Annotated in this window: 22 protein-coding genes and 6 pseudogenes; 19 read left to right on the top strand and 9 right to left on the bottom strand. The window is 69.0% G+C overall.

All coding sequences use genetic code 11. The annotated features are described in order from the left end of the window. Positions 1–352: 352 nt before the first annotated feature. Positions 353–619, top strand: a pseudogene (locus tag ACFY2B_RS05360) (hypothetical protein); the annotation flags it as partial. Between the two features lie 401 nt (positions 620–1,020). Here the strand turns inward: ACFY2B_RS05360 and ACFY2B_RS05355 are convergent. Then, positions 1,021–1,140: pseudogene (locus tag ACFY2B_RS05355) on the bottom strand (IS256 family transposase); the annotation flags it as partial. On the opposite strand from ACFY2B_RS05355, the pseudogene ACFY2B_RS05350 reads away from it, so the two are divergent. The 8 genes and pseudogenes from ACFY2B_RS05350 to ACFY2B_RS05315 all read left to right on the top strand — a co-directional run. Continuing rightward, a pseudogene (locus ACFY2B_RS05350) lies at positions 1,140–1,390 on the top strand (IS256 family transposase); the annotation flags it as partial. The pseudogenes ACFY2B_RS05355 and ACFY2B_RS05350 overlap by 1 nt on opposite strands. Positions 1,391–1,415: 25 nt before the next feature. Beyond that, positions 1,416–1,559: a hypothetical protein gene (locus ACFY2B_RS05345; protein ID WP_390761799.1), complete on the top strand. Its 144-nt coding sequence runs from the start codon at positions 1,416–1,418 to the stop codon at positions 1,557–1,559. Between the two features lie 84 nt (positions 1,560–1,643). Next, positions 1,644–1,934: a GNAT family N-acetyltransferase gene (locus tag ACFY2B_RS05340; RefSeq protein ID WP_390761798.1), complete on the top strand. Its 291-nt coding sequence runs from the start codon at positions 1,644–1,646 to the stop codon at positions 1,932–1,934. Between the two features lie 1,082 nt (positions 1,935–3,016). Then, a pseudogene (locus ACFY2B_RS05335) lies at positions 3,017–4,488 on the top strand (IS3 family transposase). Between the two features lie 222 nt (positions 4,489–4,710). Beyond that, positions 4,711–5,559 (top strand): hypothetical protein, encoded by an 849-nt coding sequence (locus ACFY2B_RS05330; protein WP_390761797.1) that lies wholly within the window; start codon positions 4,711–4,713, stop codon positions 5,557–5,559. 703 nt (positions 5,560–6,262) lie between these two features. Beyond that, positions 6,263–7,528, top strand: coding sequence for a ParA family protein (locus tag ACFY2B_RS05325; protein WP_390761796.1), 1,266 nt, complete (start codon positions 6,263–6,265; stop codon positions 7,526–7,528). Continuing rightward, on the top strand, positions 7,525–8,784 hold the full coding sequence (locus ACFY2B_RS05320) for a ParB/RepB/Spo0J family partition protein (protein WP_390761795.1): 1,260 nt from the start codon (positions 7,525–7,527) through the stop codon (positions 8,782–8,784). The genes ACFY2B_RS05325 and ACFY2B_RS05320 overlap by 4 nt, the downstream gene beginning before the upstream one ends. Positions 8,785–9,612: 828 nt before the next feature. Then, positions 9,613–10,245 (top strand): peptide deformylase, encoded by a 633-nt coding sequence (locus tag ACFY2B_RS05315; protein WP_390761794.1) that lies wholly within the window; start codon positions 9,613–9,615, stop codon positions 10,243–10,245. A gap of 27 nt (positions 10,246–10,272) precedes the next feature. Here the strand turns inward: ACFY2B_RS05315 and ACFY2B_RS05310 are convergent, their stop codons facing one another. Together ACFY2B_RS05310 and ACFY2B_RS05305 are read right to left on the bottom strand one after the other, a co-directional pair. Continuing rightward, the gene (locus tag ACFY2B_RS05310; protein WP_390761793.1) at positions 10,273–11,295 is read right to left on the bottom strand and encodes a helix-turn-helix domain-containing protein; all 1,023 of its coding nucleotides are present in this window, start codon (positions 11,293–11,295) and stop codon (positions 10,273–10,275) included. Between the two features lie 114 nt (positions 11,296–11,409). Next, positions 11,410–11,853 (bottom strand): GDSL-type esterase/lipase family protein, encoded by a 444-nt coding sequence (locus tag ACFY2B_RS05305; protein ID WP_390761983.1) that lies wholly within the window; start codon positions 11,851–11,853, stop codon positions 11,410–11,412. A 208-nt stretch (positions 11,854–12,061) separates the two neighbouring features. Here ACFY2B_RS05305 and ACFY2B_RS05300 point away from each other — a divergent pair, with 208 nt between their 5' ends. Next, positions 12,062–12,382: a hypothetical protein gene (locus ACFY2B_RS05300; protein ID WP_390761792.1), complete on the top strand. Its 321-nt coding sequence runs from the start codon at positions 12,062–12,064 to the stop codon at positions 12,380–12,382. Positions 12,383–12,695: 313 nt separating this feature from the next. Here the strand turns inward: ACFY2B_RS05300 and ACFY2B_RS05295 are convergent, their stop codons facing one another. Next, positions 12,696–13,268, bottom strand: a complete 573-nt coding sequence (locus ACFY2B_RS05295) for a helix-turn-helix domain-containing protein (protein ID WP_390761791.1) — start codon at positions 13,266–13,268, stop codon at positions 12,696–12,698. Continuing rightward, positions 13,265–13,957: a metal-dependent hydrolase gene (locus tag ACFY2B_RS05290; RefSeq protein WP_390761790.1), complete on the bottom strand. Its 693-nt coding sequence runs from the start codon at positions 13,955–13,957 to the stop codon at positions 13,265–13,267. The genes ACFY2B_RS05295 and ACFY2B_RS05290 overlap by 4 nt, the downstream gene beginning before the upstream one ends. A 70-nt stretch (positions 13,958–14,027) precedes the next feature. Between ACFY2B_RS05290 and ACFY2B_RS05285 the strand changes: the two are divergent. Further along, positions 14,028–14,860: pseudogene (locus tag ACFY2B_RS05285) on the top strand (alpha/beta fold hydrolase); the annotation flags it as partial. Positions 14,861–14,931: 71 nt separating this feature from the next. Here the strand turns inward: ACFY2B_RS05285 and ACFY2B_RS05280 are convergent. Continuing rightward, on the bottom strand, positions 14,932–15,294 hold the full coding sequence (locus ACFY2B_RS05280; protein WP_390761789.1) for a hypothetical protein: 363 nt from the start codon (positions 15,292–15,294) through the stop codon (positions 14,932–14,934). A gap of 231 nt (positions 15,295–15,525) precedes the next feature. On the opposite strand from ACFY2B_RS05280, the gene ACFY2B_RS05275 reads away from it, so the two are divergent. The 7 genes and pseudogenes from ACFY2B_RS05275 (at position 15,526) to ACFY2B_RS05245 (ending at position 20,353) form a co-directional block, all read left to right on the top strand. Beyond that, positions 15,526–15,822 carry a hypothetical protein gene (locus ACFY2B_RS05275; protein ID WP_390761788.1) on the top strand — a complete coding sequence of 99 codons (297 nt, stop codon included), beginning with the start codon at positions 15,526–15,528 and terminating at the stop codon, positions 15,820–15,822. 440 nt (positions 15,823–16,262) lie between these two features. Next, on the top strand, positions 16,263–17,180 hold the full coding sequence (locus ACFY2B_RS05270; protein ID WP_390761787.1) for a hypothetical protein: 918 nt from the start codon (positions 16,263–16,265) through the stop codon (positions 17,178–17,180). After that, positions 17,177–17,302 carry a hypothetical protein gene (locus tag ACFY2B_RS05265; RefSeq protein ID WP_390761786.1) on the top strand — a complete coding sequence of 42 codons (126 nt, stop codon included), beginning with the start codon at positions 17,177–17,179 and terminating at the stop codon, positions 17,300–17,302. Before ACFY2B_RS05270 ends, ACFY2B_RS05265 begins: the two co-directional genes overlap by 4 nt. Positions 17,303–17,597: 295 nt before the next feature. Continuing rightward, positions 17,598–18,071: an SsgA family sporulation/cell division regulator gene (locus ACFY2B_RS05260; protein ID WP_390761785.1), complete on the top strand. Its 474-nt coding sequence runs from the start codon at positions 17,598–17,600 to the stop codon at positions 18,069–18,071. Positions 18,072–18,194: 123 nt separating this feature from the next. Continuing rightward, positions 18,195–18,752, top strand: coding sequence for a hypothetical protein (locus ACFY2B_RS05255; RefSeq protein WP_390761784.1), 558 nt, complete (start codon positions 18,195–18,197; stop codon positions 18,750–18,752). Between the two features lie 306 nt (positions 18,753–19,058). Beyond that, positions 19,059–19,594: pseudogene (locus tag ACFY2B_RS05250) on the top strand (SigE family RNA polymerase sigma factor). A gap of 105 nt (positions 19,595–19,699) precedes the next feature. After that, positions 19,700–20,353: a hypothetical protein gene (locus ACFY2B_RS05245; protein WP_390761783.1), complete on the top strand. Its 654-nt coding sequence runs from the start codon at positions 19,700–19,702 to the stop codon at positions 20,351–20,353. Between the two features lie 177 nt (positions 20,354–20,530). Here ACFY2B_RS05245 and ACFY2B_RS05240 read toward each other — a convergent pair whose 3' ends face one another. Beyond that, positions 20,531–20,956: a hypothetical protein gene (locus ACFY2B_RS05240; RefSeq protein ID WP_390761782.1), complete on the bottom strand. Its 426-nt coding sequence runs from the start codon at positions 20,954–20,956 to the stop codon at positions 20,531–20,533. A gap of 181 nt (positions 20,957–21,137) precedes the next feature. Between ACFY2B_RS05240 and ACFY2B_RS05235 the strand changes: the two genes are divergently transcribed. Beyond that, positions 21,138–21,686: a CGNR zinc finger domain-containing protein gene (locus ACFY2B_RS05235; RefSeq protein ID WP_390761781.1), complete on the top strand. Its 549-nt coding sequence runs from the start codon at positions 21,138–21,140 to the stop codon at positions 21,684–21,686. Positions 21,687–21,764: 78 nt separating this feature from the next. Here ACFY2B_RS05235 and ACFY2B_RS05230 read toward each other — a convergent pair whose 3' ends face one another. Both ACFY2B_RS05230 and ACFY2B_RS05225 read right to left on the bottom strand, forming a co-directional pair. Next, positions 21,765–22,739, bottom strand: a complete 975-nt coding sequence (locus ACFY2B_RS05230; RefSeq protein WP_390761780.1) for a hypothetical protein — start codon at positions 22,737–22,739, stop codon at positions 21,765–21,767. Further along, complete coding sequence (locus tag ACFY2B_RS05225) at positions 22,723–23,745, bottom strand: 2-hydroxyacid dehydrogenase (RefSeq protein WP_390761779.1); 1,023 nt, start codon at positions 23,743–23,745, stop codon at positions 22,723–22,725. Before ACFY2B_RS05225 ends, ACFY2B_RS05230 begins: the two co-directional genes overlap by 17 nt. Positions 23,746–23,813 lie beyond the last annotated feature (68 nt).

Here is a 23,813-nt window from a genome sequence, read left to right as displayed (position 1 = left end):
TCTTCGGACTGTGGCAGTTGGTGGTGGGGCTCAAGATGCCCGCTTGGCTGCCCCAGCGTTCCCCCCGGCAGGCAGCCGGTCCCTGGTCCCCGGTCCCTTACCGGGGCAGAGAGTGCGTCACCACTCCCCTCCCCCAGCCGTGGTCGTGGAGTTCCAGCGCCTGGCTGAGCTATTACGCCGTAATAGCTCAGCGGGTGTGAGTGGGTAGCTGTCCTGAAAAGCAGAGATGCTCCAGTCGCCTTGCGCAGTCCAGTCCCTGCCAGACGGTGGCGGTTGCTTCTGCCGCTGGAGGAGGGTCCGGGGGCGACGCAACAATGGGCCGCGAAAGATGCCTCCGTGCGCAGGCGATCGATTCGTCGACTTCGGCGACGCCCTGCTTCGCGAACGTCCCGATGGGGAGTACTGGAAGTCCGAGCCGCTGGTCGCGTATGCCGACGGCCGGCCTTTCGCCTGGGTGGACGACGAGCAGGGTGACACCGATCATGCCTACGTGGTTACTGAACATGCGGCCCCCGGGCTTCTCCACCAGGTCAATCTGCGGATCGGGATGCGGAATGAGAACTTCACCGCCCTCGCAGACTTCGCAGAGCTCCCCGCCAGGCCCGCCGGGGTTGCCTGAGCAGACGCGGCTCACCGACCACCCTTCAGGGCGGCGCCCGGAACCTCAGCCAGCAACGCTCAATACCTGTGGATCACTCCTGACGGAATGAGGCATACCGTCCCGATGGATCGATCGATAGGTCATCGAGTAGGGCCGGTGTTCGTAGCCCCGGTCGGGAAAGGCACGTTAGTGCTTGCGGTAGTCAGCGAGGACGGCACCACGCCAAGCGGCAGCTCGTTGCTGGATGAGACAGTCCGGGAGGGGGCGCGGCGGATGCCGACCGTCGATGGAAGCCGAAGTCAACGCCTACATAGCCGAGTTGGCCGACCAACATCACGAGCGTGGCCGAGGTCTCGTGATCCGCGGCTACACCAGCCGAGGAAGGTGACCACCGCGGCCGCGGGCGGAGAAGGCCATCAGAACGCGAGCAGTTGGTCCTGGTCATCGCTGATCTTCTTGATGGCCTTGGGGAACTTTGCGCCGTAGAGCTGGGGGAACGTTGTGATCGCCGCTTCGGCGTGGTCGCGGTCCTCGGTGTTCCGAGCACTGGATCCAACTGCGGACCACGAATCCGATCGAACCCACGTTCTCAACCGTCGGCCTGCGGACCAAGGTCACCCGAGGCGCTGGCTCCCGCACTGCCGCCCTGGCCATGGTCTTCCAACTCGTTGAGTCTGCCCAGCAACGGTACCGAGCGGTGAACGCCCCGACCTCGTCGCCTTCGTCCGCACCGGAGCCCGCTTCGAACGCGGCCACCTCATCGAACGCGAGGAGACGAGAGCAGCGTGAGCTTTGCGCCGATTACCCTGCGCCCATGGCGGATCTGCGTGAGCTGCATTCCATCCATGACGTCCGCAGCGCAGCGAACGGTGATGCGCTGCTGCTGTGGGCCGCGGGCGATGCCTTCGGATGGATGCAGACAGAAGCCTCTACCAGCCGCCGCGACAGGGCCGCGTAGCTCACCGCATCGGATCGTTCCGACCTCGTCAGGCTGCTGGACGAGGCATTCCCGAATTCCTACGCCCGACCCGATCGGCTGGGCGTGCGTCGCTGGGCCGGCGCCCGCAATGAATCCGGAACGCTGCTGGCATGTGCCGCCGACGCCTGGAGCGCGCCGAGTGTCGGATTCCTTGCCGGTGTCGCCACCGCTGAACAAGCGCGTGGGTGCGGTATGGGCACGGCCGTGTGCAGTCTCGTCCTGGACGACCTTGTCGTCGACCACGATGTGGCCGCGTTGATGGTCGACAACTGGAACACCGCCGCCGTCCGCCTCTACCGCGGCCTCGGCCCGTCATGGCGTCCTCTCGCAGCCGCCCGCGTCACCGACTGCTGAACGCCTCCGCGCCACACCGCGCCGAGAACCATCGATCCACAAGTTTTGACCATTGCTCACCCTCATTGCCGTCTGCGGGACAAGCCTTAAGAGCTGGCTGGGCCCTCCCGCGTCGGAGAAGAGACCGTCGTAGCGTCGAGGGACGAGGTCCACGGACACCGAGACGGATGCCGAGCAGGAGGAACCACTGGGCTCGACCGGGTAACAGCGGTCAGCAAAACAGACCGCGCACCTATTACGGCGTAATAGGTGCGGGGGCAGCGAGCATCCTGCTTCCCGCGTAAGGGCCGACCTGGAACCGGATCGCCAGTGACTTTCCCTGGGGCGATGCAGCCCCTGACCGGACTCCGGACCCCTTGTTCACCCTGGCTCGCCGTGGATCGGGAGTTCCCTGTGCGGAACCTGTTGTTCTTCGCCCACACAGAACGGCGTGCAGTGAGCACTGGTCCTGCTACTACCGCTGGGAGTACTCCGTCTCCGCCCGGTATCCAGGAGGCGACCCGGAAGTGTCCTGGCACAGGCTTTCGGGCTGCTGTGTCGGAACAGGCGGGTGTGCAGTGGCCGCGTCACGTACTGCTCCCCTGCCGATCACCAAGCCGATTGAGCGAGCTGTGCTGGAGATGATCCAGCCTCAGCGGTCGGGCGAGTGTCCCGTCTCGGCGACGTTGGTCGTTCAGGCGCTGCTGATCGGAGTGGACTGGATTGATCGAGACACTCGGACTCGACTCGTTGAGACAGACCGAAAGTCCTGTCCTTGCGCCGCTGTGTATCGACGCTTTGACGGACCTCAGCAGTCTTGTGGACGATGAAGCGGTGTGGGCTCCCATCCACCGGCTCGCAGGAGCGTTGGACAAGGCCCTTCCCGGAATCTTCGCGGCGGACTACTCCGAGCGTCTGGAGGCAGCGGCCGGACGGTGAGAGAGCACAGGGATGAGAAAGCTGTCCTTGGACCTCCGCAGCTATTACGGCGTAATAGGTCGAGGGTCGTTTCTGACCCAGGCGACCCCTCTCTGTCAAAGTAGGTCGAGTCAGGCATACTGGATGATTCATTGAGTCGAGGGCGGAGAAGGAGTAGTGCCCGGGTGGCCAGCACGAATGACCACGGGACCCCTGATCCGCAGGTGGAAGCCCGTTCGACCGGTCCGCGCCGGTATACCGCGGAGTACAAGACGAGGATCCTCGCGGAGTACGAGTCGTTGGACAAGAAGGGCAAGGGTGCCCTGCTGCGGCGGGAGGGGCTGTACTCGTCGTTGATCACAACGTGGCGGCAGCAGCGGGACAAGGGCGCCCTGGACGCGCTCGCCGCGCCGGCCGGACGGCCGAAGGCGGACCCGCGGGACAGGGAGATCGCGAAGCTGAAGGCGGAGAGGGACCGTCTGGAGGCCGACCTCGCCAAGGCCCGCACGGTCATCGAGGTCCAGGGAAAACTCTCCGCGCTGCTCGACCAGTTCGCCACGGACAGCGCCCCGACCAAGAACGGCGAGAAGGACCAGTGACCGGGGCCCGGTCCGCGGCCGTGACGTTCACTACCGCCCGCGACCAGGCCCTCGAAGAGCTCACCGGGCTGGTCGGACGGGTCCAGGCATGTGCCGCGCTCGGCGTGAGCCGGGCCACCTACTACCGCCACCACCGCCAGAGCCCCGCCCCGGCCGGGCCGCGGCAAAAACGGCGCCGGCACCCCCGCGCGCTCACCCCGGAGGAGGAGATACGGGTCCTCGATGTGCTCCATTCCCCGGAGTTCGCCGACATGGCGCCCGCCGAGATCTACGCGATCCTCCTCGACCGAGGCGTCTACCTGTGCTCGGAGTCGACGATGTACCGGGTCCTGCGACGCCGTGGCGAGGTCCGTGAACGCCGCCGGCAGGCCGTTCATCCGCCCCGGACTGTTCCCGAGCTGGTCGCCGAGGGCCCGAACCGGGTCTGGAGCTGGGACATCACGAAGCTGAAGGGCCCGGTCAAAGGCGTCTACTACTGCCTCTGCACGATCATCGACATCTTCAGCCGCTACACGGTCGGCTGGATGATCGCCGGCCGGGAGAACAAGGACCTCGCCGAGCGGTTCCTGTCCGAGACGATCGCCAAGTACGGCATCGTGCCAGGCCGGTTGACGATCCACTCGGACCGCGGGTCCCCGATGGTCGCGCAGAACGTCGCCCAGATGATGGCCGGTCTCGGCGTCACCAAGTCGCATTCGCGGCCGAAGACGTCGAACGACACCCCGTACAGCGAGAGCCAGTACAAGACCCTGAAATACCGGCACGACTTTCCCGAGCGTTTCGGCTCCCTCGAGGACGCCCGGGCGTGGTGCACCCAGTTCTTCACCTGGTACAACGAGGAACACCGGCACTCCGGGATCGGCCTGCACACGCCCTACGACGTGCACTTCGGCCTCGCCGAACAGCTCCGCGAGATGCGTGCCGACCTCCTCCAGGCGGTCTACGCGAAGCACCCCGAACGCTTCGTCCGCAAGCCACCGGAGCCCCCGAAGGTCCCCGCAGCGGCCTGGATCAACAAGCCGGCACCAGACGGCCCACTGATCCCGGCACAGCGTTAGAACGATCTACCTGCCTTGATCGCTTTGACAGGTTCCGGACGGCATTGCCGGTGCACTCGACGTGCCGTCCGTCTGATCCTCCGCTCTCCCCTTGGTTTTCCCACAACTCCCCCGTGACCAGCGGTTTTTCTCCGTACTGCCGAGGTGTTCAGTGATCTGCCCCGTCCCAATGCGGCTGATTCACAGAATGTGAATCCCTCTTCGAGGGGGCACAATCTGAGGATGGCGAAGCGCGCGCGAGTGACGAACCGACCGACGAAACCGCTGGTCAGGACCCCCATGCGCATCGGCACACTCGATGCGGGGGCTGTCGTCGGAGAACTCCGTCAGATGCACGAAGATGCCGAGGACCCAGATGTGGAACGCATGCCGGCCGACGACGAACTGTTCGGTGCGCTGCTGTACGCCGAGAAGCACGCGCACGTCCTACGGAGGCTGTCTCTCCAGGCTCAAGGCGCTGCGGCTCTGAAGCGAGTACAGCTGTGGGAGTACCTGCGCGAGCAGGCCGATGCCCATCAGGCTCGTGCGGTGAGCGATGCACGGGAGGCCGGAGTCCAGTGGGCGCAGCTGGCTCCCGCACTGGCCGTCGCAGCCCCCAACGCGGCCTACAACAAGGCGAAGCGCTTGAAGGCCATCGACCTCACCGATGAGACCCCCCAAGCCCGTCCCGTCCGCCGGACACCCGAGGCGGTGCTGCAAGCAGAGCGCCGACTGATTCTGGAGCAAGCCGCGGAACGCCGGAACCAGGAAGCGGCGCAGAAGCGGCATGAGCTATTGGTCCCCATCGCCGTTGCCCTCATGGACCAGCGTGACGATCTGCAGCCGGACGACGATGCGGACTACTGGCTTGAGGAGATCGAAGCCGTACTCCCCCATTGTCAGACTCCGTTGCAGATGGTCAGCCTTCATCGCTATGTGGAGGCAGCTGTGCGTGCCTTCGGCAAGCTTGCGAGACAGACGGCGAGGAACCCGGCGCTTACTGACGAGGCTCGGCTGGCCCTGGCTGCCGCCACGGAGTTCGTGAACGGAGCCAAGGCAGACAACGGGTTGGCTCGGACAACGACGACGTAGGAGTGAGTAGGAGCTGGGTACGGGGCGAGGTACCGAGGTACCGGGCGAGGCGCCGGGCCGACCGCACTGTCCCGTCTTCGTGCGCCGACCTATTACGCCGTAATAGAAATCGGCGGGGGAGAGGCGGAGTGGCTCGACCCTCGCCGCAGGCGATCCGGGCCGCGGTTCACAGCTCGCGGTCACCGTTCATGGTGCACAGCTCACAGTCACGGCTGACGGCTGACGGCCGTTGGCTTGCGGACTTCGGCTTGCGGACTTCGGATAGCGGACTACGTTGTGTTCGTGGCGGCTGCCTGTTGGCCGGACCGTGCCGGGCCAGCTCGATGGAGTGGGGTATGAGGGTGGGACTGCGGTTCAGGCGCGAGGGGTCTCGTGAGACGGCTTTCAGCCGACCGTTGCCCGGCCCCTGCTGGCTTTGAGCACGGGTGCCGTAGCCGCATCCAGGGGCCTGACCTATTACGCCGTAATAGGTCGAGGGTCTCGATGACCCGACCCGCGGTCAGCCAAGCGCCGTCCGGCGACCTTCGCGTGAGATAGTCAGGCGGTCAGCTGTGTGCTCGCGCTGGGCCGCGGGGGAGACCGAGCTGTGAACCCAGGGTCTCTATTACGCCGTAATAGGGCTGGGGGCGCTGACGCATCACCAAGTCGTACTAACTAACGTGTCGGTGCGGCAGATGATCTAGGACGTTAGTAAGGTAGCGCCATGAGTATGCCAGCCACCTCGAACGACCGGGCAAAGGTCGTCTCCAAACTGCCGGGATGGCTCCGGCAGAACCTCAAGATCAGATCCGCTCAACTCGGCATCGAGATCCAGACCTCGGTGGAGCAGGGGGTCTCCCTGTGGTGCGGCCTCGCCTCACGCATCGCCACGGTCGACACGGCCGGAGCCGAGTCCTTCTCCACTTTCCTTCCTCCGGGACAGTGGGAGGAGTTCCGAAGCATCGCGGAGGACCGCAAGGTCTCCCTCATCCAAGGGCTGGCACAGTCCGTTCAGCTCTGGCTGGACACCAATCCGGCACCGGACGTGGAGCGGCCCGCCGTCACTCGGCGGATCGTCGTGTGCAACCAGAAGGGCGGCGTCGGCAAGACTGCCATCACCGCGGGCATGGGGGAGGCGCTGTCGGAGGACCCCAACCAGCTGTATCCCGTGCGGGTGGCCAAGGCCCTGGCCACCGCTCTCCGTGCCGGTGAGACCGAAGACGGCGCAGCAGGATCCGACAACGACCCCCTCGGCGTCGAAAAACTTCCAGGGCTCGGCTTGCGCGTCCTGCTCGTCGACTTCGACCCGCAATGCCACCTCACCAATCAACTGGGTGCCGCACCCCTGCCCATGGAAGGGGACAGCCTCACCAACCACATGGCGGGTGACCCCAGGGGTGACCTCAAGGACCTGATCGTCTCCATCGACGACGACCACTTCGGCGGGCGACTGCACCTGCTGCCCGCCTGCCATGACGCCTTTCTCCTCGACGTACGGCTCTCCGCCGTGCGCGCTCGCGAGGCCGCTCTGGAACGGGCGCTGCTGCCGCTGGAAGGTGACTACGACGTCATCCTGGTCGACTGTCCACCCAGCCTCGGACTCAGCATGGACGCCGCCGCGTACTACGGTCGCCGCCGCGAGGGTGAGCAGCCCGGCCAGTCGGGAGCGCTCATCGTCGTCCAGGCCGAGGACAGTTCGGCGGATGCCTACGACCTGCTGACCAACCAGATCGAAGATCTGCGCAATGACCTCGGCCTCGATGTCGGTTATCTGGGCATCGTCGTCAACCTCTACGACGGCCGGCGCGGCTACATCGCCACATCCTCCTTGCAAGGATGGATCGACATAAAGGATCCGCGCGTGGTCGGGCTCATCAGCGACCTGAAGGAACAGAAAGAAGCTGTGCGGATGAAGCAGCCCCTGCTGAGTTACGCTCCCGCCTCGCAGCAGGCTGTCGGCATGCGCGCGCTGGCTCGGGAGATCTCGTGAGCAAGGCCGATCAGCTTGGAGCCGGGCGCTTCGGAGGCAGCGCCCGGCCTGTCAGTGCCCGACGCGCGGCCATCGGCGCCGCAACGGGCGTACCCACGGACGGCGTCGCCCCTCCGGGTCGACTTCCCGTCTCTCGCATCAGCCCCAATCCCGACAATCCCCGCAGGGCTCTGGGTGACCTCAGTGAACTGGCGGGCAGTCTCCAGGAACACGGTCAGAAGCAGGCCATCACCGTCATGAACCGTGATGCCTACATCAAGGCCAATCCCGAGAGGGAAGGGGACCTGGAGCCCAATACGACCCACGTCGTTGTCGACGGTAGCAGTCGTCTGGCTGCGGCCAGAGAAGCCGGTCTCACGCATCTCAGCGTCATGGTCGACGACGAGCAGGGCAGCGACGGCCACGCCATCCTCGAATCCGCGCTCGTCGCCAACATCCACCGCAACGACCTGGATCCGTTGGACGAAGCGCGTGCCTTGCAGCGGTTGCTCGCCATCCACGGCTCGCAGGTCAAGCTCGCCAAGCGGCTGAGGAAGTCGCAAGGCTGGGTATCACAACGCCTGGCCTTGCTGAACCTGACGCCGGAACTACAGGCGGTCGTCGGCGAGGAGCCCGTTGAGTTTCTGCGGGCTGTGGCCAAAGAGCCACAGGACCAGCAGGAATCGGCGCTTGAGCAACTCAAGGCAGAGCGCGCCCGCAAGGATGCGGAGAAGCAGGCAGCTGCTGCCCCGGTGCCGGTGCCGGTGCCCGCGCCAGTGCCGTTGGCAGTGGAGGAGCCGGAACCCACCACCGAGCCGCGAACGGCGGTGGAGCCGGAACCCGTCGAGCAGCCGGAAGAGACCGCGCAGCCCGTGGTGCCCGAGACGCCAGAGGCACCGGCGAGCGTTCCTTCCGCTCGTACGGATGAGCCGGAGAGCCAGCCCACTCCGGCTTCCTCAGTTCGTCCCGCTTCCTCACCTCCGGCTCCGTCACCTCCCGCTCCCGTGGCGAAGGCCGAAGGCCCCCAACCGGCGGGTTCTGTCGGCCGGAAGGGGAGTGGGGAGCCGGCCGAGACCGTTCCGGTGCCCCGGTCCGACAGTGGTGTGGCCGTCCCGGAATCTGAGTTGGCCGATGCGAACGTGTCGCCCAGTCGACGGCTTCCCTACGAGGACGGCGCCTTCATCGCGATGCACCTCATTCACAAGATGAGCGACATCGAGTTCGACCGGATGCTGGAGATTCTCAACAAGCACCGCCAGGAGCGCGCTGGGTCGTAGGCCGTGCCTGCGCCCGTCCGCCCTGAACCCAGGGCGGACGAGTGAGTAGCAACCCCTGTGGTGACCACGGTCAAGTCCCGTGGTGACCACAGGGGTTGCTGCTTGGTTGACCTTCGCCGTTCACTATTACGGCGTAATAGGGGGGTGGCGGAGTCCGCAGAGTTTGTCGAGGGGTGGTCTTCGTCCGTGTGCTGCTGCGGCTCGTCGTTGGCCGCCGTCGCGAGGGTGCTGTGGTCGCTGTGGTCAAGGAGCGGAGAAATTACGCACAACCGGACTTCTGGGTGCGTAAGTTCACCTAGATCGAACAGTTCGATTCTTCGCTCAGAACGATTCTCCCGGAAGCGTGTTCGTTCCGGTCGGAGTGCATTCTCGTGCTGTCGGTCGCTGTGGCGACGTCCTGAGCGTCGATAGCGTCGATTTCCCGGCCCAGGGTGGTAGGAGGTGCACGGCTTCATGATGGTTCGCGTGCTCTGTCGTGGCTGTGCTTCGGAGGTTAGCCGTGCATTGCTCAGGGAGCCTCCAGCCACCGTGCTGATCGTCAGCACGCATGTACACATCACTTCCGCGCCCCAGTGAGCCACTGTGGCCGAGCGATCAGAAAACGTATGCATACGTGTGGACAGGACACCCCACTCCGAGGGGTACAGGTACTCTTCCCATAGTCGGGGGTGAGTCAGCCGGCCGTACGCCTGATGCGGCGGTCGCTACGCCGTCGACCTGAGTTCATTCTCACTTGTCAGCGACCGCTGTGAACTCTCCAGGCACCGAGTCCGCTTGAGTGAACAGCGGCGCATACGGAACCCCTCGCGGCATCCTGAAAGGCCAGGCATGGAACGCACCGAGCTATCTGAAAAGGTGGCCCAACTCCTCGACGAAAAGGGCCCCTTGAGCATCGTCAACGCCGGTGATCCCGTGCTCCGGCAGAAGACAGAGCCCTACGAGGGACAGCTCGACGACGACACCCTGCAACGCCTGATCGTCCGTATGCGCACGACGATGGAGGACACCCCCTCGGCGGTCGGACTGGCCGCGCCCCAGATCGGCATTCCCTTGCGCCTCGCGGTCCTTGCCACCCCCGAGCAGTTGTCCGCCTGGCTGATCGAGCGCGGACAGCAACCGGTGCCCTTCACCGTGCTGATCAACCCCTCGTACCGCGCGGCCGGCCGACAGCGAGCGGCGAGCTTCGAGGGGTGCCTGAGCGTGCCGGGCTGGCAAGCGGTGGTCGCTCGTCCGGACCGTATAGAACTGCGTCGGGAGGACGAGCGGGGCAAGCGCCTGGTGGAGGAATACGCCGGGCTCGGCGCACGGATCGTGCAGCACGAGAGCGACCACCTCGACGGGGTGCTCTACCTCGACCGTGCCGAACTGCGCTCCCTGTCCACCATCGAGGAGGTGAAGGAGCGGTGGGGCCCCGCCGGACTGGCGGCTACCGCCGAGCAGTTGGGCTTCCCGCTGCCGTAACGACGGTCCGATCAGGGGCGGTTCGGTTCACAGCCAGCCGCGCCTGGCCGCCTGCCAGGCAAGCTGTACCCGGGAGCCGGCACCGGCCTGTTCCATCAGGCTCTGCACCCGCCGTTGAACCGTTCTACGGCTGAGGCCCATCTGCGAGGCGATCGCCTTGTCGGGAACTCCCGCGATGAGCAACGAGAGGAGCCTGCTGTCGGCCGGCGAGAGCGACGGGTGGGTCGCGGTGTCGTGCCTGGTCAGGCCGCCCACGTCCGAGACACTGAGGGGGACCGCGTTCTCCCAGTAACTCTCGAACAGCGCGCTCAGGGCGCTCAGCAGGTTGCCGTCCCGGACCAGGGCGGTGGTCGGCTGCTCGGGACTGCCGTTGGGACCGCCCGGAACCAGGGGGAAGATGGCGACCGATCGGTCGGCTATCGCGAGGCGGAGCGGGAGTTCGGGAACGGCACGGGCGTTCTCCCCGGCACGTACACCCGCAACAACGTTGTCAACGGTCCCTTCGTCGTCGAAGAACGCCTTCTCGTACAGCACGCGGTAGCGCACACCGCGGGCGAGTGCCTCGAACTCGTCGGTGTTGCTGCCCGAAGGCATCGCCACGTACTGCGCCTTGCAGAACCAGAGCATCTCCTCGCGAGCGGTCGCCTGGATCCGCTTCAGGCGTTGGCGCAGGGCCTCGGCTCCCGTGATGACCTCGAACAACTGCCCAGCGTCGTGGCGGCGCATGGTCTCGCGGTGCGCCTCAAGCAGGCGGTCCGCCTCCGCCCGGGCGGCGTCCAGCGCCTGGGCGCTGTTCTTGATGCGGGGGAGCAGGGCCACGTCCGGAGGCACGGCCCGGAAAACCCTGGGGGTGCCGTCCGTGTGACTGGCCAACCCCTGGCGCACCAGCGTTTCGAGCACACCGGTGCCGTCCAGGACATCCATGCCGGTACGCAGGGCGACGTCCTCGGCGGTTGCGCCGCCCGCCGTCACGAGCATGTGATAGACGGCTGCCTGTTCCTGTGAGACTCCCACAGCTTCCAGCACTTCGCAGGACCTCCCCGTCCGCATGGCGTGGACAGTCCGAGACTGTACACAGCGTCGGGTGCGGCTGTAGCGAGCGGGCTGTGGAACCGCTCGCCCTTACCTCCTGTTTTGCGCAATATCGGGTCCAATGCCGGTAGTTCAGCACTGCTCCTCCCCGGCAGGGCAACCACGGGCGACCAGGCGCAGCCAGGCCGCCGCGAGTGCGGCGTGACCGGCCGGTGTCGGGTGTACGCCGTCCGCTGCCCAGTACTCCGGTCCGGTGGTCGCAGCGAGTTCGGCGAACATGTCGTCGGCGGCGAGCAGTTGCGCACCGTACTCGCGGGCGAGCTTGCGCACAGCCTGGATCTTCGGGTCCAGGTCGGTGCGCCATTGCTTGCGTTCCTTCTCTCCGATGAGTGCGTATCCGGCCCCGGCCTCGACGACGCCGCGGACCGGGAGGAGGAACGGTTCGATGAGGATCAACTCCGTGCCCGCCGCCGCGAGGGGAGCGAGCAGGCGGTCATAACCCGCTTCGAACTCCTCCACGGGGATCACGTACCCCTTCGGGTCCAGCGTGTGCCAGCCCATGTCGTTGACCCCGATGAGGGGCGGACAAGCCGTGGTGGTGGCCCCAGGCCGGCCAGAGCCGACCGTCCGGCCACCGCACAGGACCGTCGGTCCGCCGGCCCTCAGCGATCACCCGGGCGGTAGGACGGAATCCAGCGAGAGGTGATTCTCGCCGCTGCAACCCACTTCGATGCCACGGCGTCTGACTCCATGACGGACAGCTGCCGATCACCCGGGAGAGCACGTGACGAAGAAGGACCAGAAGACGGACGCGGCGACGGAGAAGGACCGCGAAAAGTGGATGGCGCGTTTCCAGGTACGGCTGGCCATGCAGCCGGGCGTGGACCGGGCAGTCGTGCTCCAGGCGGTCAAGGATGTCACGGGGCACTGCGCGGCTACGGGAGAGCACCCGCGGACTGCCTTCGGGGACCCGGACGCCTATGCCGTGCAGGCCGCCGCGCGGCTGGTCCCGGCGGACCGGGCGGCGCGCGCGAAGCAGCACAACGCCGTGGTGGACGCGCTCGACTCCGTGCTGAACAGGACCGGGGACATCGCCGGTCTGTGACCGGTTGAAGCGACTTCCGTCATGGCCCTGCGTAATCCGCGTCGGCCAAGGCGAAGAAGGCGTCATCCAAACCTTGGACCCCGAGCACACCAGCGGGGCCGTCGCCGCCGTCACCCACCCCGCCGACCGGCTGACCCTCGCACCCGCCGCAGTCCCCATGGCGGTCGGCGCCGTAGGGCAGGTCCTGGCCGGTGGCCGCGGCCGTGACGGCCTGGACGATCGCGGGCGAGGCGCCGGCGGTGTTGTCGCTGGTGAATATCTGCGGGGTGCCGGGGGGCGGTGGGGGCGGTGATGTGTATGTTCAGGGGGGCGTTCAGCTGATGATGGGGGAGGCGATGACGACCGTGACGTCGGCCGCCTCGGGGCCGGTGCGGTAGATGTGCGGGGCGTCTCCGGCGAAGGCGAGCAGGTCGCCGGGGTCCAGGTCGGTGGGGGAGTCGGTGGGCCCGGCGGTGAGGTGGCCGGAGGAGACAAGCAGGTGCTCGATGGTGCCGGTGGCGTGCGGCACGCCGTCCAGATATGTTCCTGGAGGCATGCGCAGCCGCCAGATCTCCAGGCTGTTGCCGCTGCTGATGCGGCGCAGCAGTTCGCGTCCCACTTCTCCGTCGGCCAGGTCGGTGCCGGGCACGAACACCGGTCCCGGGTCGATGTCCCGGGCGAGCAGGTCGGTCAGCGGGATGCGCAGGGCGATCGCGAGCGCGTCGAGGGTCTCGATGGTCGGGTTGCCCCGCCCGGCCTCCAACTGCGAGAGGGTCGCCTTGCTCAGGCCCGCCCGGCGGGCCAGCTCGGCACTGCTCATGCCGCGCTGCTCCCGGCGCTGGCGGATCTGGGCTCCGACCGCGATCGCGGTGCTGCTGGCGGGTCGGCGCTCCCCCGGCGGCGTCATGACCTCTCCCGGTGAGCGGCGCTGTAGGAGACGCGGATCCGGCCCTTCTTGACCTTCAGCGTCGTCAGCACGACGTCGGCGAGGTCGCCGAGACTGCGCACGTGTGTCCCCCCGCACGGCGCCGAGTGCAGCTGGGCCAGGTGCACGATGCGGCGCCCCTCGGCGTCGTTCTCCCAGGTCACCGGTCCATCCTGCGCGATGGCCCTGGCAACCTCGACGCGGAGCGCCTCGGTGGCCTCCTCGCGGCCCTCCGGAGTGTCCAGGCGGGCGTCGGGCTGCGGCGCGGTGAACTCGATCCGGGCCTGGCCGGGGAAGTGGTTGTTCGCGGCCAGGACCCAGCCCTGGGCCCGTCCGGCCGCCTCGATCAGGTGGCCGGCTGTGTGCAGTGCGGCATGCGCGGTGCGCAGCGGCAGGTCGATGCGGACCTCGACCGGCTGTCCGACCGAGAATTCCGGCAGCGCGTCGTCGCCGCAGGCCACGGCCACGACCAGCCCGGAGTCGTGGTCGCGTACGGGAGTGATCTCGTGGCCGTCCACCCACCCGCGGTCGGCGGGCTGCCCCCCGCCCTGCGGATGAAACCGACAGTGCTCGACCACCACCCACGGTGCGCCGTCGCGTTCACCTAGGGCGGCCACCCGGGTACGGGCCTGTGCCTCGTACGTATCTGCGTGGTAGGCGGGAACCTGCATGACACCCTCACTAGGAAAGATGAGCGAACTATGCGTTCACTATAACGAACGCGCGGGCGCTTCGAGTCGAGCCTGCGATGCGGTCTATGCGCTGCGAGCCCCCGCTCGCGCGGAAACGGACGTGGAGACTTCCTTCGGCACCACGCACGTCTACAGGTACGGCCCCACGGACCCGGCCGCCCACTCACGCACTCCCGTCGTCCTGGTGCACGGAGCGGGCTCTTGCTCTGCCATGTGGTACCCGAACACGCCTGCCCTCAGCGCCGCCCGCCCGGCCTATGCGATCGACACTCCGGGCGATCCCGGCCGAAGCCTCCAGCGTGAACCTGTCCATCAACCCGAACGCGCCGCACAGTGACTGGACGAGACGCTTGCCCGGCTGGGGCTCGAACGCGTGCACCTGGTCGGCTCCTCATACGGCGGGTGGCTTGCTCTGAACCAAGCGCACCGCAGCCCCGACCGCCTCGCCTCGGTCACGCTCCTCGACCCCGGCGGCCTGGAGAAGGTGGGTTTGCGCTTCTTCGTATGGATCTTCGCCAGCCTGTTCGCGACCTTCGCGCCCAAGGTGCTACGCCCACGATTGGCAGCATGGCTGGAACAGCCGACCCTCATCGTGCCGGAGCTGCGCACCTGATCAGGCTGGGCGTTCGCGCTTACCGCATACGCCGTCCCGCCCCGCTGCCACTGTCCGCGGGCGAACTGGCCACCATCCGCACCCCGCTCTACCTGGTGCTCGGCAAACGAAGCCTCCTTGTGCACCCGCACAGGCAAGTCGAGCGCGTCCCACGCCTGATACCGAGTGCCCGAGCCGACATCATTTCCGACACCGGTCACGGACCCCAGATCGACCACGCGGACGAGGTCAACCGCCGGATGCTGAGCTTCATGGCCTCCATCGACTGACAGACCCCGCATCCGGCGGGTCTGAAGGACGGCTCTCGTCGCTGCCACACGAAGCCAGGCGCGCCGGGCCGTCAATCTTCGTCCCCGGCGTCTTCGACGGCGTCGGTGTCTCGGAAGGGCCGCAGCCCCTGACTCCGGGCGCTGTCTTCGATGTTGAACAGAGAGCGGCCCGGGATGTTGATGTACCGGTCCTTGAGCGGGGTGGGCCGGGCAATGTCCTCGTTCCTGATCTCGTGGACCTCGGCAGGGAGCCGGGCGACGGCAACGTCGGACAGCGAGTGTCCCAGAACACGATGGCGTCGGGACGAGACCCAGACCGGCCCACTGGTCCTCCTGGCCCTCACGGTGCGCCTGGCGGATCTGGCCCCAGTGATCGACTTGCTGCCCCCTTTGATCCCTATCTCGGCCGCACCCCGAACAGGAGCAACCTTCATCGAGTAACCCTATTGACAGGTGACGAAACCTCCTGTCATGATTTCATCACCACCTCAACGGGTGATGCAAGGGGTGTATGTCTTCGGCCGGGCGACCGCTCGGTGAGACACCTCCGATCCACGATCGCGGGTCCCGTGCTTCTTCCCCCAGCACGGGACCCGCTTCTTACGACCACGGCAGCACCGGTCCCGCCCACGCGGGTGTGGCCGGCGGGACAGACGGGCAGGGACATGGCCTCCACGACGCACACCACCGTGAAGAGCATCGCCGCGAAACACCTCCTCACGAGACACCTCCTCACGAAACACATCGCCGTGGATCACCGCACCGTGGATCGCACCACCGCGCCCGCCGCCCGGCCGGCCACGGTGGCCCCTCGCCACGGTGCCGCCCGCTCCGGCCCGGTGCCCTCCGGAAGCGGCGGCACGGCCGACAGCGGTGGGGGGCCTGATGCCATGCAGGTGTGGGCCTGGACGGCCGAGGCGGCGATGTCGGGTTACGGGCCGGGCAGCGCGTACTTCTGCTGACAGCGGGCCGGGCGGCGCACCGGCGGCGTCGTCGACCGGCACACCTGCCGCCCCGGCTGCAAAGGAAGACCGGTGAGGAAACATGTGATCTTCTGTGAACCTGCCGACCGTCGATCGCGTGTATCAAGTGTGTGACTCCCGCCCCTCCGTGATGAGGCCGCGGGACGGGCGGGCTTTCCGTCACCCCCCCCCGAAGGGAGGCCCGCCCGATTGGGCCCCGCTCGCTCGACTGTGGGGGCGAGCGAGCGGATCGGGGGGCTCGGCAACCGTGGTGCCGAGCCCCCCTGGCGAACCGGTGCCGGGAACCATGCCTGCGAGGGCCCTCCGTGGCGTCGGATCCCGCGGCGTCGATGGCGGCAGAAGACGCAGCAGGCACAGCAGCCGCAGAAGGCACAGAAGACCCAGAGGCGCAGAGGCGCAGAGGACAAGGAACGACGACGATGGCCGGGCTGAGTTACCGGGAAAGAACCGACGCCGCCCTGTGGAGCGACGTGCCGGAAACCGTGCTCCACCTGGCGGTGGACGCGTTCCGCGCCAGTTCCGGTGATCTCCTCATGGTGTGGGGCGAGATGGTGCAGTACCTCGGGCGGCAGCCGACCGAGGTGCGTGCCCGTCTGCTGGCGACGTTCCCAGCCGTGTACGAGAAGGTACCCGTCGGTTCGGCGCTCCGGCTGGGACTGCTCCACCTCGGCGTCGTCCTCGGCGAGGGCCTGCCCGCCGACACCATGGTGGCCGAGCGCCTCGAGGCCGTGGCCACGATGGAGGACCGCTGGTGCGTCCAGCACCATGCCCTGCTCCACCTGGCCCGCTGCGAGCTTGCCGCCGGCCGGACGCTGTCCCCGGCGGTGGTCGCCACGGTGCGCCGTACCGCCCAGCTGATCGGGGATCCCGGATGGGCCGCGCTGGCCGCCCGATTGACGGATCCCGTGCTCAACTCGGGGGAGCAGTGGGCTGACGCCGCGCTGGCCGACGTCCTCGTGTCCGGTCCGGCCTGGTACGCACTCCTGTCCCATGCGGCGACCGCGCGGGCCGCGAAGCCGACGGCGAAGTGGCGACGGACGGGCTGTGAGCTGATCACCGGTGTCGGCGAGGCCGCCGTCCGGGAACGGGTTCTGTCCTGGCTCTCGCTGGCCGGTCGGGGCCGGAGCCGTCCGCTCGTCGAAAAGACGACCGACGTGTGGGTGGCGGTCAACGAACAGTTCGACCCCTTCAACGCCAACGCCCTGCGCGGGCTGATCTGGCTGCTTTCCTTCCTGCCGCCCGACGAGGACACGCCCTGGGCTCGCTCGTCGACACCTGTCTGGACGTGGTGCCTGGCCACGGACCACGCAACGCGAAGGTGGCCAACGCCGCGGTGACCGCCCTCGCGCGTCTCGGCGACCGGACCGCCCTGGACGAACTGCGCCGACTCGCGGAGCGAACCCACTACCGGAACACGCTCCGGCTGATCGGCGCCGCGCTGGCCTCCCACAGCGGGTGAACCCCCTCCCCGGGCGTGGCGCGGGGGCGCCGGACAGAGGCCGGTGGTCGGTGGCCGATGGGCCGTTGACTGGGCGGCACCGGGCACCGGGCAGTCGAATGACGTACGGGTGACCGCGCGGTCGCGGGCTCTCGCCGCGGTGACGCAGTGCGTGAGCGCCGGACGTCGGTCCCTCCCCGGCACGCCCGGTGACGGCTGCATCTTCACGCGCACCGTCAGGTGACTGATGCCGGGGCACGCCGTCGTGGAGCAGAGTCAGCGCAACGGCCCCGCACCACGGAAGGGAATCCCCGTCATGAACGGCGAACAGTCCGGCCTTCGGACATGCCAGACGGCGCACGAGGAGCTGCCCGCGCTCTCTTTGGCCATCCACCGGGTGCTGGACGGTGTCCCGCGGCAGCCCGCCCGGGCGGATTTCCGGTTCGATCCGGCCACTCCCATGATCGTGTCCGTCACCTTCACCCCCTGGCACGGGTCGAGCGTGACCTGGCGCATCAGCCGTGAGCTGCTGCACCACGGTCTCGTGGCGGAGAGCGGCGAAGGCGATGTGCAGATGTGGCCCGCTCCGTGCGACGAGGGGAGGGCGGTCTGGCTGCTGCTGGAGTCGAAGGGCGTGAGTGCCGTCTTCGAGCTGCCCGCCCCGGCGCTGGAGGAGTGGCTCGACGCCACGTACGGGCTCGTGGCGGTCGAGGCGGAGACGGACGCCCTGGACTGGGACGCCTTCCTCACCGAAGTCCTGGACGACCGCGAACCGTCGTCCGACGACTGAGCACCGGCGCCCGAACGGGCCGCCGTCAGCTGACCGATGTGCGGGGCGGGCCCCGGCGGCGGAGTGCGTGTCAGGCCGCACGCCGCCGGTCCGCGTCGTGCCCCACCACACGAAGGTGATCCCATGACGACGTTCGGCAGGTGGCCGGGGCGGTCGCGCGGCCCTCGGGTGACTCCGGCCGGTGTTCCGCGGCACCCGTCCACGGGTGACCGGGCCGGCCGGCCCGCCCTGACCCTGGTCCGGGGCCGTGACCCCTACGGCAGCCCGGTCGACCTGCGGACACTGACCAGGTCACCCATGCCCGGCGACGTCAGGGGAGCGCTGGTGACGTCGGCGGACCGCGTTCCCGGTGGCAGGCTCCAAGTCGTGTGGCTGCCGGTGACCGCGCCCGCGCGCATACCGCCGGGCGAGATCGCCCTGTCGTGGACCGGCGCCCGCAAGAACCTGGTGGAGGTCACCGCCCGGCTGGGGCTCGTCGGCGGCCCCGTTCTGCTCGCGGTGTGGCCGGGGCTGGGCGGCGACTGGTCCGACACGGTGCGGCCCACCGTGGCCGGGGTGCGGGAGCTGCACGCCGCCCTGCGTCTGGCGACGGCCGCCCTGGAGTGCCGGGCCGGTCGGCCCGCGACAGGGATCGAAGGGACCGAAGGGACCGGGAATCCGGATCTGTTCCCCAGAGCGTGAGGGCGGGAAGACCGAGGGCGCCTTCGAGGAGTACCCGTTTCCTGGGCCGCGGCTTCCTCCGCGCGCCGGACGCGCCGGCAGGGCCCACGGGCCCGGACAGCGGGGCCGACCGCGGCGCTCCGAAGTTTCGATTCGTCCTGTCGATCGGAGTTGCCGCGGGCCAGGTGTGTCCCGCCGCTCCGGAGAGCGGTCGACACACCTGGCCGGCCGCACACCCGCCAAGACGCGTGATCCATGTCACTGCGTGCAACCCGGCCGGGGACACGACCGGTTGTCCCCCTGAACGGACGGCCACCGACTAGGAGCATGATGGCGACGGCGAGGGACGCGGGCCCGGACTTCGAGGAGTTCGTGGCGGCGCGCGGGGCGAGGCTGCTCCGGGTCGCCTGGATGCTGACGGGGGACGCGCATCTGGCGGAGGACCTGCCCTGCTGCAGACCGTGCTGGCCAGGGTGTGGCCGAAGTGGCGCAGGCTGTCGGAGGAGAACCCCGAGGCGTACATCTGCAAGGCGCTGGTCAACACATATGCGTCGTGGTGGCAGCGGCGCTGGCGGGGCGAGATACCGCACGGTGAGGTGCCCGACGAGAGGGCCCCCGGGGACCCGTTCGCCTCGGTCGACCTGGAGCACTCGCTGTCGCTGGTGGTCAGGCGGCTGCCGCCGCGGCAGCGGGCCGTCGTGGTACTGCGGTACTTCGAGCGGCTGAGCGTGGAGGAGACCGCTCAGGTGCTGGGCTGCCGGCCGGGGACCGTCAAGAGCCAGGCCGCCAGGGCACTGAACACGTTACGGCTGTGGTTGGCGGCCGTACCCGGATGGAGGGAAGGGAGCGAGACACATGCCTGACACGGCTGGAGGGCGGTGGGACGGCACGGAAGCGGGGCTGCGTCTGGTCTTGGACGAGGGAGTGCCGCGGCTGCCCGCCCCGGACGACCGCATGGTCCGGGTGCGGTGGCGGGTACGGCTGCCCAGACGACGCAGGATCATGGCGGCGGGCGGGCGGGCGGGCGGGCGGGCGGGCTGGCGGCGCTGGCCGTCGCCGCCCTGGCGTTCACCGCCGGGACCGGCGGACCGGCGTCCTCGGGGTCCGACTGGACCCACACGGTGCCCGCGGCGTCTCCGTCGCCCGTCGCCACGCTCATGGACCGGTCCCGGCCGCTCAGGATCGCCTTGCCCGACGGCTGGCGCACGCTGTCGGCGACGGACGCCCACGGCACGTCCGTGGGTTTCGCCGCCACCCAGTTCCTGCCCGGGCCCACCCCCGCGCAGTGCGTCACGGCCCAGGACGACCTGCTGACACACTGCAGGCCGCTGCGGACGCTGGAGGCCGGAGGGGTGCTCATGGCGTTCCGCTACGGTGACGGGGCGGCCCGGTGGACAGCCCCCGAGGCTCCGCTCCGGGTGGGCGCCGCGCACAGCCCGGCCGAGGGCTGTGCGGCGCTGGGAGCGGACCAGGAGATCTCCGGCTGGGTACGTGCCCGTCCCGATCCCCGGGGGCGGGTCTACGACGTACGCGTCATGGCGTGCCTGAAACAGCCCACGAAGCGGACGGCCGCCACCGTCAGGGACATCCTGACCAGGACCTTCGGGCCGGCCCGGAAGTGACTCCCGGGCGCCGGGCCGCCGCGGCCGGTCACGCGGCGGCCCGCACCTGGGGACCGGTCGCATGGCGACTGGTCGCATCGCGACTGGTCACATGAGGACTGATCGCATGACGGCTGGTCAGATGGGGACTGGTCACATGGGGAGCGGTCACGTGGCGACTGGTCGCATGGCCACCGGTCACGCGGCGGCCTTCAGCGGGCCGGCGAAGGACTTGCGCAGGGACGCCGGGGCGAAGAGGGGGAGCAGGGAGGCCAGTACCTTCCCCTTGAACGTGCCGGGCTCACGGGTGAGTTCCACGTCGACGCGCGTGCCCTCGCCCTCGGGCGTCAGCCGGAAGGTCCAGCCGCCGCCCGCCCCGAACAGCTTCGAGTCGAGCGTGGTGACGGTCACCTCGGCGGCGTCCCACTGGTAGCGCGCCCGCTCCCACGCGGCGCTGGTCCCTTCGGTCACTTCGGCCCAGTTCTCGCCCAGCTCATGGACGGTGAAGTGGCCGGCGTCGATGCTGGGCCAGCTTTCGGCGCGGCCGGGACCGAAGTCGGTCAGCACGGCGAGGGCCTGCTCGGGACGGAGGGAAGAGACAAGGTGGAAACGGACGACTGCCATGGGAGAGCCCCCTCATATCAGGAGTGGCCGTGACCGCGGTCGCGGTCGACCACCGAAGTAACCGGTTTGACTGGTGACGACTTTGGCACGCATCGCTGTAACCTGTCAATCAGGTGATTTGCCGGCCGCGGATCGGGCCCGGGATATTGCATCTTCGCGGGTCACTGGTCAGTATGGTTACGTGAATCATGCATTTCCCTGTGGGACACTCCCTCTCGATTTCGTCGGCACCCTGCGAGCGCGGCGCAACGCCGCGCCGCTGGAGAAGCTCGCCTCCCCCGAACTGCTCGACGACTGGTTCGTGGAAGCCGGGATGCTCGATCTGGCTCCCGGCGCAGGCGAGGCCGACCTCGCCATCGCCGTGGAGCTGCGCGAGTCGATCTACTCCCTGGTCGCGGCCCGGCTGGACGGCCGACCGCTGCCTGCCGAGGCGGTCGCCGAGCTGAACTTGCAGGCGTCGGGCCTGCCCGTGACGCTGCGGCTCGGTCCCGACGGGCTGACTCGTACCGGCTCGGTCTCGCAGGGGCTCGCGGCCCTCGCCCGGGAGGCGGTCGAGATCCTCGGCGGTGACGAGGAGGCGCTGCTGCGCGAGTGCGCCCGCCCGGAGTGCACCCAGGTCTACCTCGACCGCTCGCGCGGCCACCGGCGGGAGTGGTGCGCCATGCGGACCTGCGGCAACCGGGTCAAGGCCGCCGCCTACCGGGCACGCCAGCACACCGCGAAGGTCTGATCAGCCGGAGACCGACCGGAAGCCGGCCGGAGATCGACCGGCGGCGGGTTCACCCTGGTACGCGGCGGTCCTCACGTGTCACCTCCCGGTACGGGAGCCGGTGTCTTCCGCCGGCCGGACATCCACCGTGAACCGCAGGTGGTGGAGGATCGCGGCGCTGTCCGTGACGAGGGCGGCCAGCGGATTGTGCCCGCCGTCCGTGGGAAAGGGGATCGCCCTCTCGTAGCTCGCCGTCACCACGTGGTGCACCAGACGGGCCGCACGCCTGACCCGGTCCGCCAGGGGCTCGCGGGCCGCGAGCGAGATGAGCCGCCCCAGTCCGGGACGGTTGTACAACTCGGCCGTGAACCCCAGCCGCTCCCCGCTCAGCAGTCCCGACAACTCGGCGGCAGCGGCGGCGGGGGAGACGGCGGGCCCGGCCACCGGGCTCGGACCCAGCACGGCCAGCTCGTCCGTCAGCCGGCTCGCGGCGCCCAGCGCCATGCCCGTGACCGCGGTCCACAGGAACCCGCCGTCCCGCGCCGGCAGCGCCGTGCCGGAGGAGTGGGTGGTGAAACCGGTCGGTACGTGGACGCCGTCGAGCCGGAACTCGGTGTCCGGACCGGCCGCGGATCGGACGGCGCGCAGGCCGCCGGTGGCCTGCCGGGGCAGCACCCTCGACGCGACCACGAAGACGTCGGGCCGGTCCGGACGGCTCTCGGTCGCATTCTCGCGGGCCTCGCGGGCCGTGTCCCGGGGAGCGGTGAGCGGCAGCGCCAGCCACGGCCCGGCCGCGGTGTCAGCCGGCAGGTGCCACCGCCCGGAGAGCGCGTACCCGCCGGGGACCGGCCGGGCGACCGGAGGGCCGTCGGGACCGTGCCGTGGCACGGCGTGGGGCAGCGGGGAGGCCCAGTTCCAGGCGGCCGTGAACGAGGCCCACGCCTCGCCGGGATCGGCGTGGCCGTCACGCTCGTACGCCTCGAACACCCGGCCCGGGTCGGTGCCGGGCCCGGGTGCCGGACGCGGACGGTCCTCGCGGGTGAGTGTCGTCGTCCGCCTACGCGGCTCTGTCATGGCCCTCGTGTTCCTTGTCGTCCGTCGTGTGCCCGGCACCGGCGCCCCGCCCCCGCTGCTGTCCCCGCACGGTGAGCACGACGTTCTCCACCGCCTCGCCCCGGGCGTAGCGGTGCAACTGCCGGACGAGGAACTCCTCGGTCATCGGGGCGAACGCGTCGGTGAACGCCGCGACATGCGGAGTGATCAGCGCGTCGGGCACCCGCCACAGCGGATGGCCGGCCGGCAGCGGCTCCGGGTCCGTGACGTCGAGACCGGCCCGCAGCCGGCCACCGCGCACCTCGCGGGTCAGCGCCTCGGTGTCCACGAGTTCGCCCCGGCCGACGTTCACCAGGATTGCGCCGTCCGGCAGCAGCGCCAGCTCGGCGGAGCCCAGCATGTGGTGCGTCCTGTCGGTCAGCGGCGCGCAGAGGACCACCGCGTCCGCCGTCGGCAGCAGCGCGGGCAGATCGTCCGCGGAGTACACGTGCCGCCCGGCGGCGGAGCGCGCGGTCCGGGCGACCGGCACGAGCTGACAGCCGAACGGGCGGAGCCGGTCGGCGACGGCCGTGCCGACGGCGCCGTAGCCGACGACCAGGACGCGTTTGCCGAGCAACGTGTGCCGGACGGCAGGTGCCCAGACTCCCTCGGGCTGGCGGCGTACGAAACCGTCGATGCCGCGGGACAGCGCGAGCAGCAGGGTGACCGCCAACTCCGCGGTGGCTCCGCCGTGCACCCCCCGCCCCGTGGACACCCGCAGGCCGGGTGGCATGCGGTCCACCAGCGGCAGGATGTGCTCGTGTCCCGAACTGAGCAGTTGGAGTACGTCGAGATTCCGGGTGAGGGGCAGCACGCGGGCCAACGGCCGCTCTGCGCCGGGAGCCGGGAGCCCCACCAGGAAACCCACGTCGGCGGGATCGCCTGGCAACGCGTCCGAGCCGTCCCAGTAGCGGTGGACGAGCCCGTCAGGGAGGCCGGCGATGCGCTCCGGGCGGTAAGGAAGCCAGACGGTCCTGCGGTCGTTCATGGTGTATCAGCTTTTCTGAACTGTCCCCGCAACGTGGCACGACGGCCGGCCGGCAGGCCGACACCGGC

This window comes from Streptomyces sp. NPDC001270, assembly GCF_042896695.1.
Classification (GTDB): domain Bacteria; phylum Actinomycetota; class Actinomycetes; order Streptomycetales; family Streptomycetaceae; genus Streptomyces.
Note: the sequence above shows the minus strand (reverse complement) of the source record. Positions and strands in the feature narration are given on the sequence as shown.

What these genes read in the sequence shown, in the direction of transcription:
- ACFY2B_RS05345 (WP_390761799.1), top strand. Translation starts at nt 1,416, where the DNA reads ATGGCGGATCTGCGTGAGCTGCATTCCATCCATGACGTCCGCAGCGCA.
- ACFY2B_RS05330 (WP_390761797.1), top strand. Translation starts at nt 4,711, where the DNA reads ATGGCGAAGCGCGCGCGAGTGACGAACCGACCGACGAAACCGCTGGTC.
- ACFY2B_RS05325 (WP_390761796.1), top strand. Translation starts at nt 6,263, where the DNA reads ATGAGTATGCCAGCCACCTCGAACGACCGGGCAAAGGTCGTCTCCAAA.
- ACFY2B_RS05315 (WP_390761794.1), top strand. Translation starts at nt 9,613, where the DNA reads ATGGAACGCACCGAGCTATCTGAAAAGGTGGCCCAACTCCTCGACGAA.
- ACFY2B_RS05310 (WP_390761793.1), bottom strand. Translation starts at nt 11,295, where the DNA reads ATGCGGACGGGGAGGTCCTGCGAAGTGCTGGAAGCTGTGGGAGTCTCA.
- ACFY2B_RS05295 (WP_390761791.1), bottom strand. Translation starts at nt 13,268, where the DNA reads ATGACGCCGCCGGGGGAGCGCCGACCCGCCAGCAGCACCGCGATCGCG.
- ACFY2B_RS05290 (WP_390761790.1), bottom strand. Translation starts at nt 13,957, where the DNA reads ATGCAGGTTCCCGCCTACCACGCAGATACGTACGAGGCACAGGCCCGT.
- ACFY2B_RS05280 (WP_390761789.1), bottom strand. Translation starts at nt 15,294, where the DNA reads ATGAAGGTTGCTCCTGTTCGGGGTGCGGCCGAGATAGGGATCAAAGGG.
- ACFY2B_RS05275 (WP_390761788.1), top strand. Translation starts at nt 15,526, where the DNA reads ATGGCCTCCACGACGCACACCACCGTGAAGAGCATCGCCGCGAAACAC.
- ACFY2B_RS05270 (WP_390761787.1), top strand. Translation starts at nt 16,263, where the DNA reads ATGGCCGGGCTGAGTTACCGGGAAAGAACCGACGCCGCCCTGTGGAGC.
- ACFY2B_RS05260 (WP_390761785.1), top strand. Translation starts at nt 17,598, where the DNA reads ATGAACGGCGAACAGTCCGGCCTTCGGACATGCCAGACGGCGCACGAG.
- ACFY2B_RS05255 (WP_390761784.1), top strand. Translation starts at nt 18,195, where the DNA reads ATGACGACGTTCGGCAGGTGGCCGGGGCGGTCGCGCGGCCCTCGGGTG.
- ACFY2B_RS05240 (WP_390761782.1), bottom strand. Translation starts at nt 20,956, where the DNA reads ATGGCAGTCGTCCGTTTCCACCTTGTCTCTTCCCTCCGTCCCGAGCAG.
- ACFY2B_RS05230 (WP_390761780.1), bottom strand. Translation starts at nt 22,739, where the DNA reads ATGACAGAGCCGCGTAGGCGGACGACGACACTCACCCGCGAGGACCGT.
- ACFY2B_RS05225 (WP_390761779.1), bottom strand. Translation starts at nt 23,745, where the DNA reads ATGAACGACCGCAGGACCGTCTGGCTTCCTTACCGCCCGGAGCGCATC.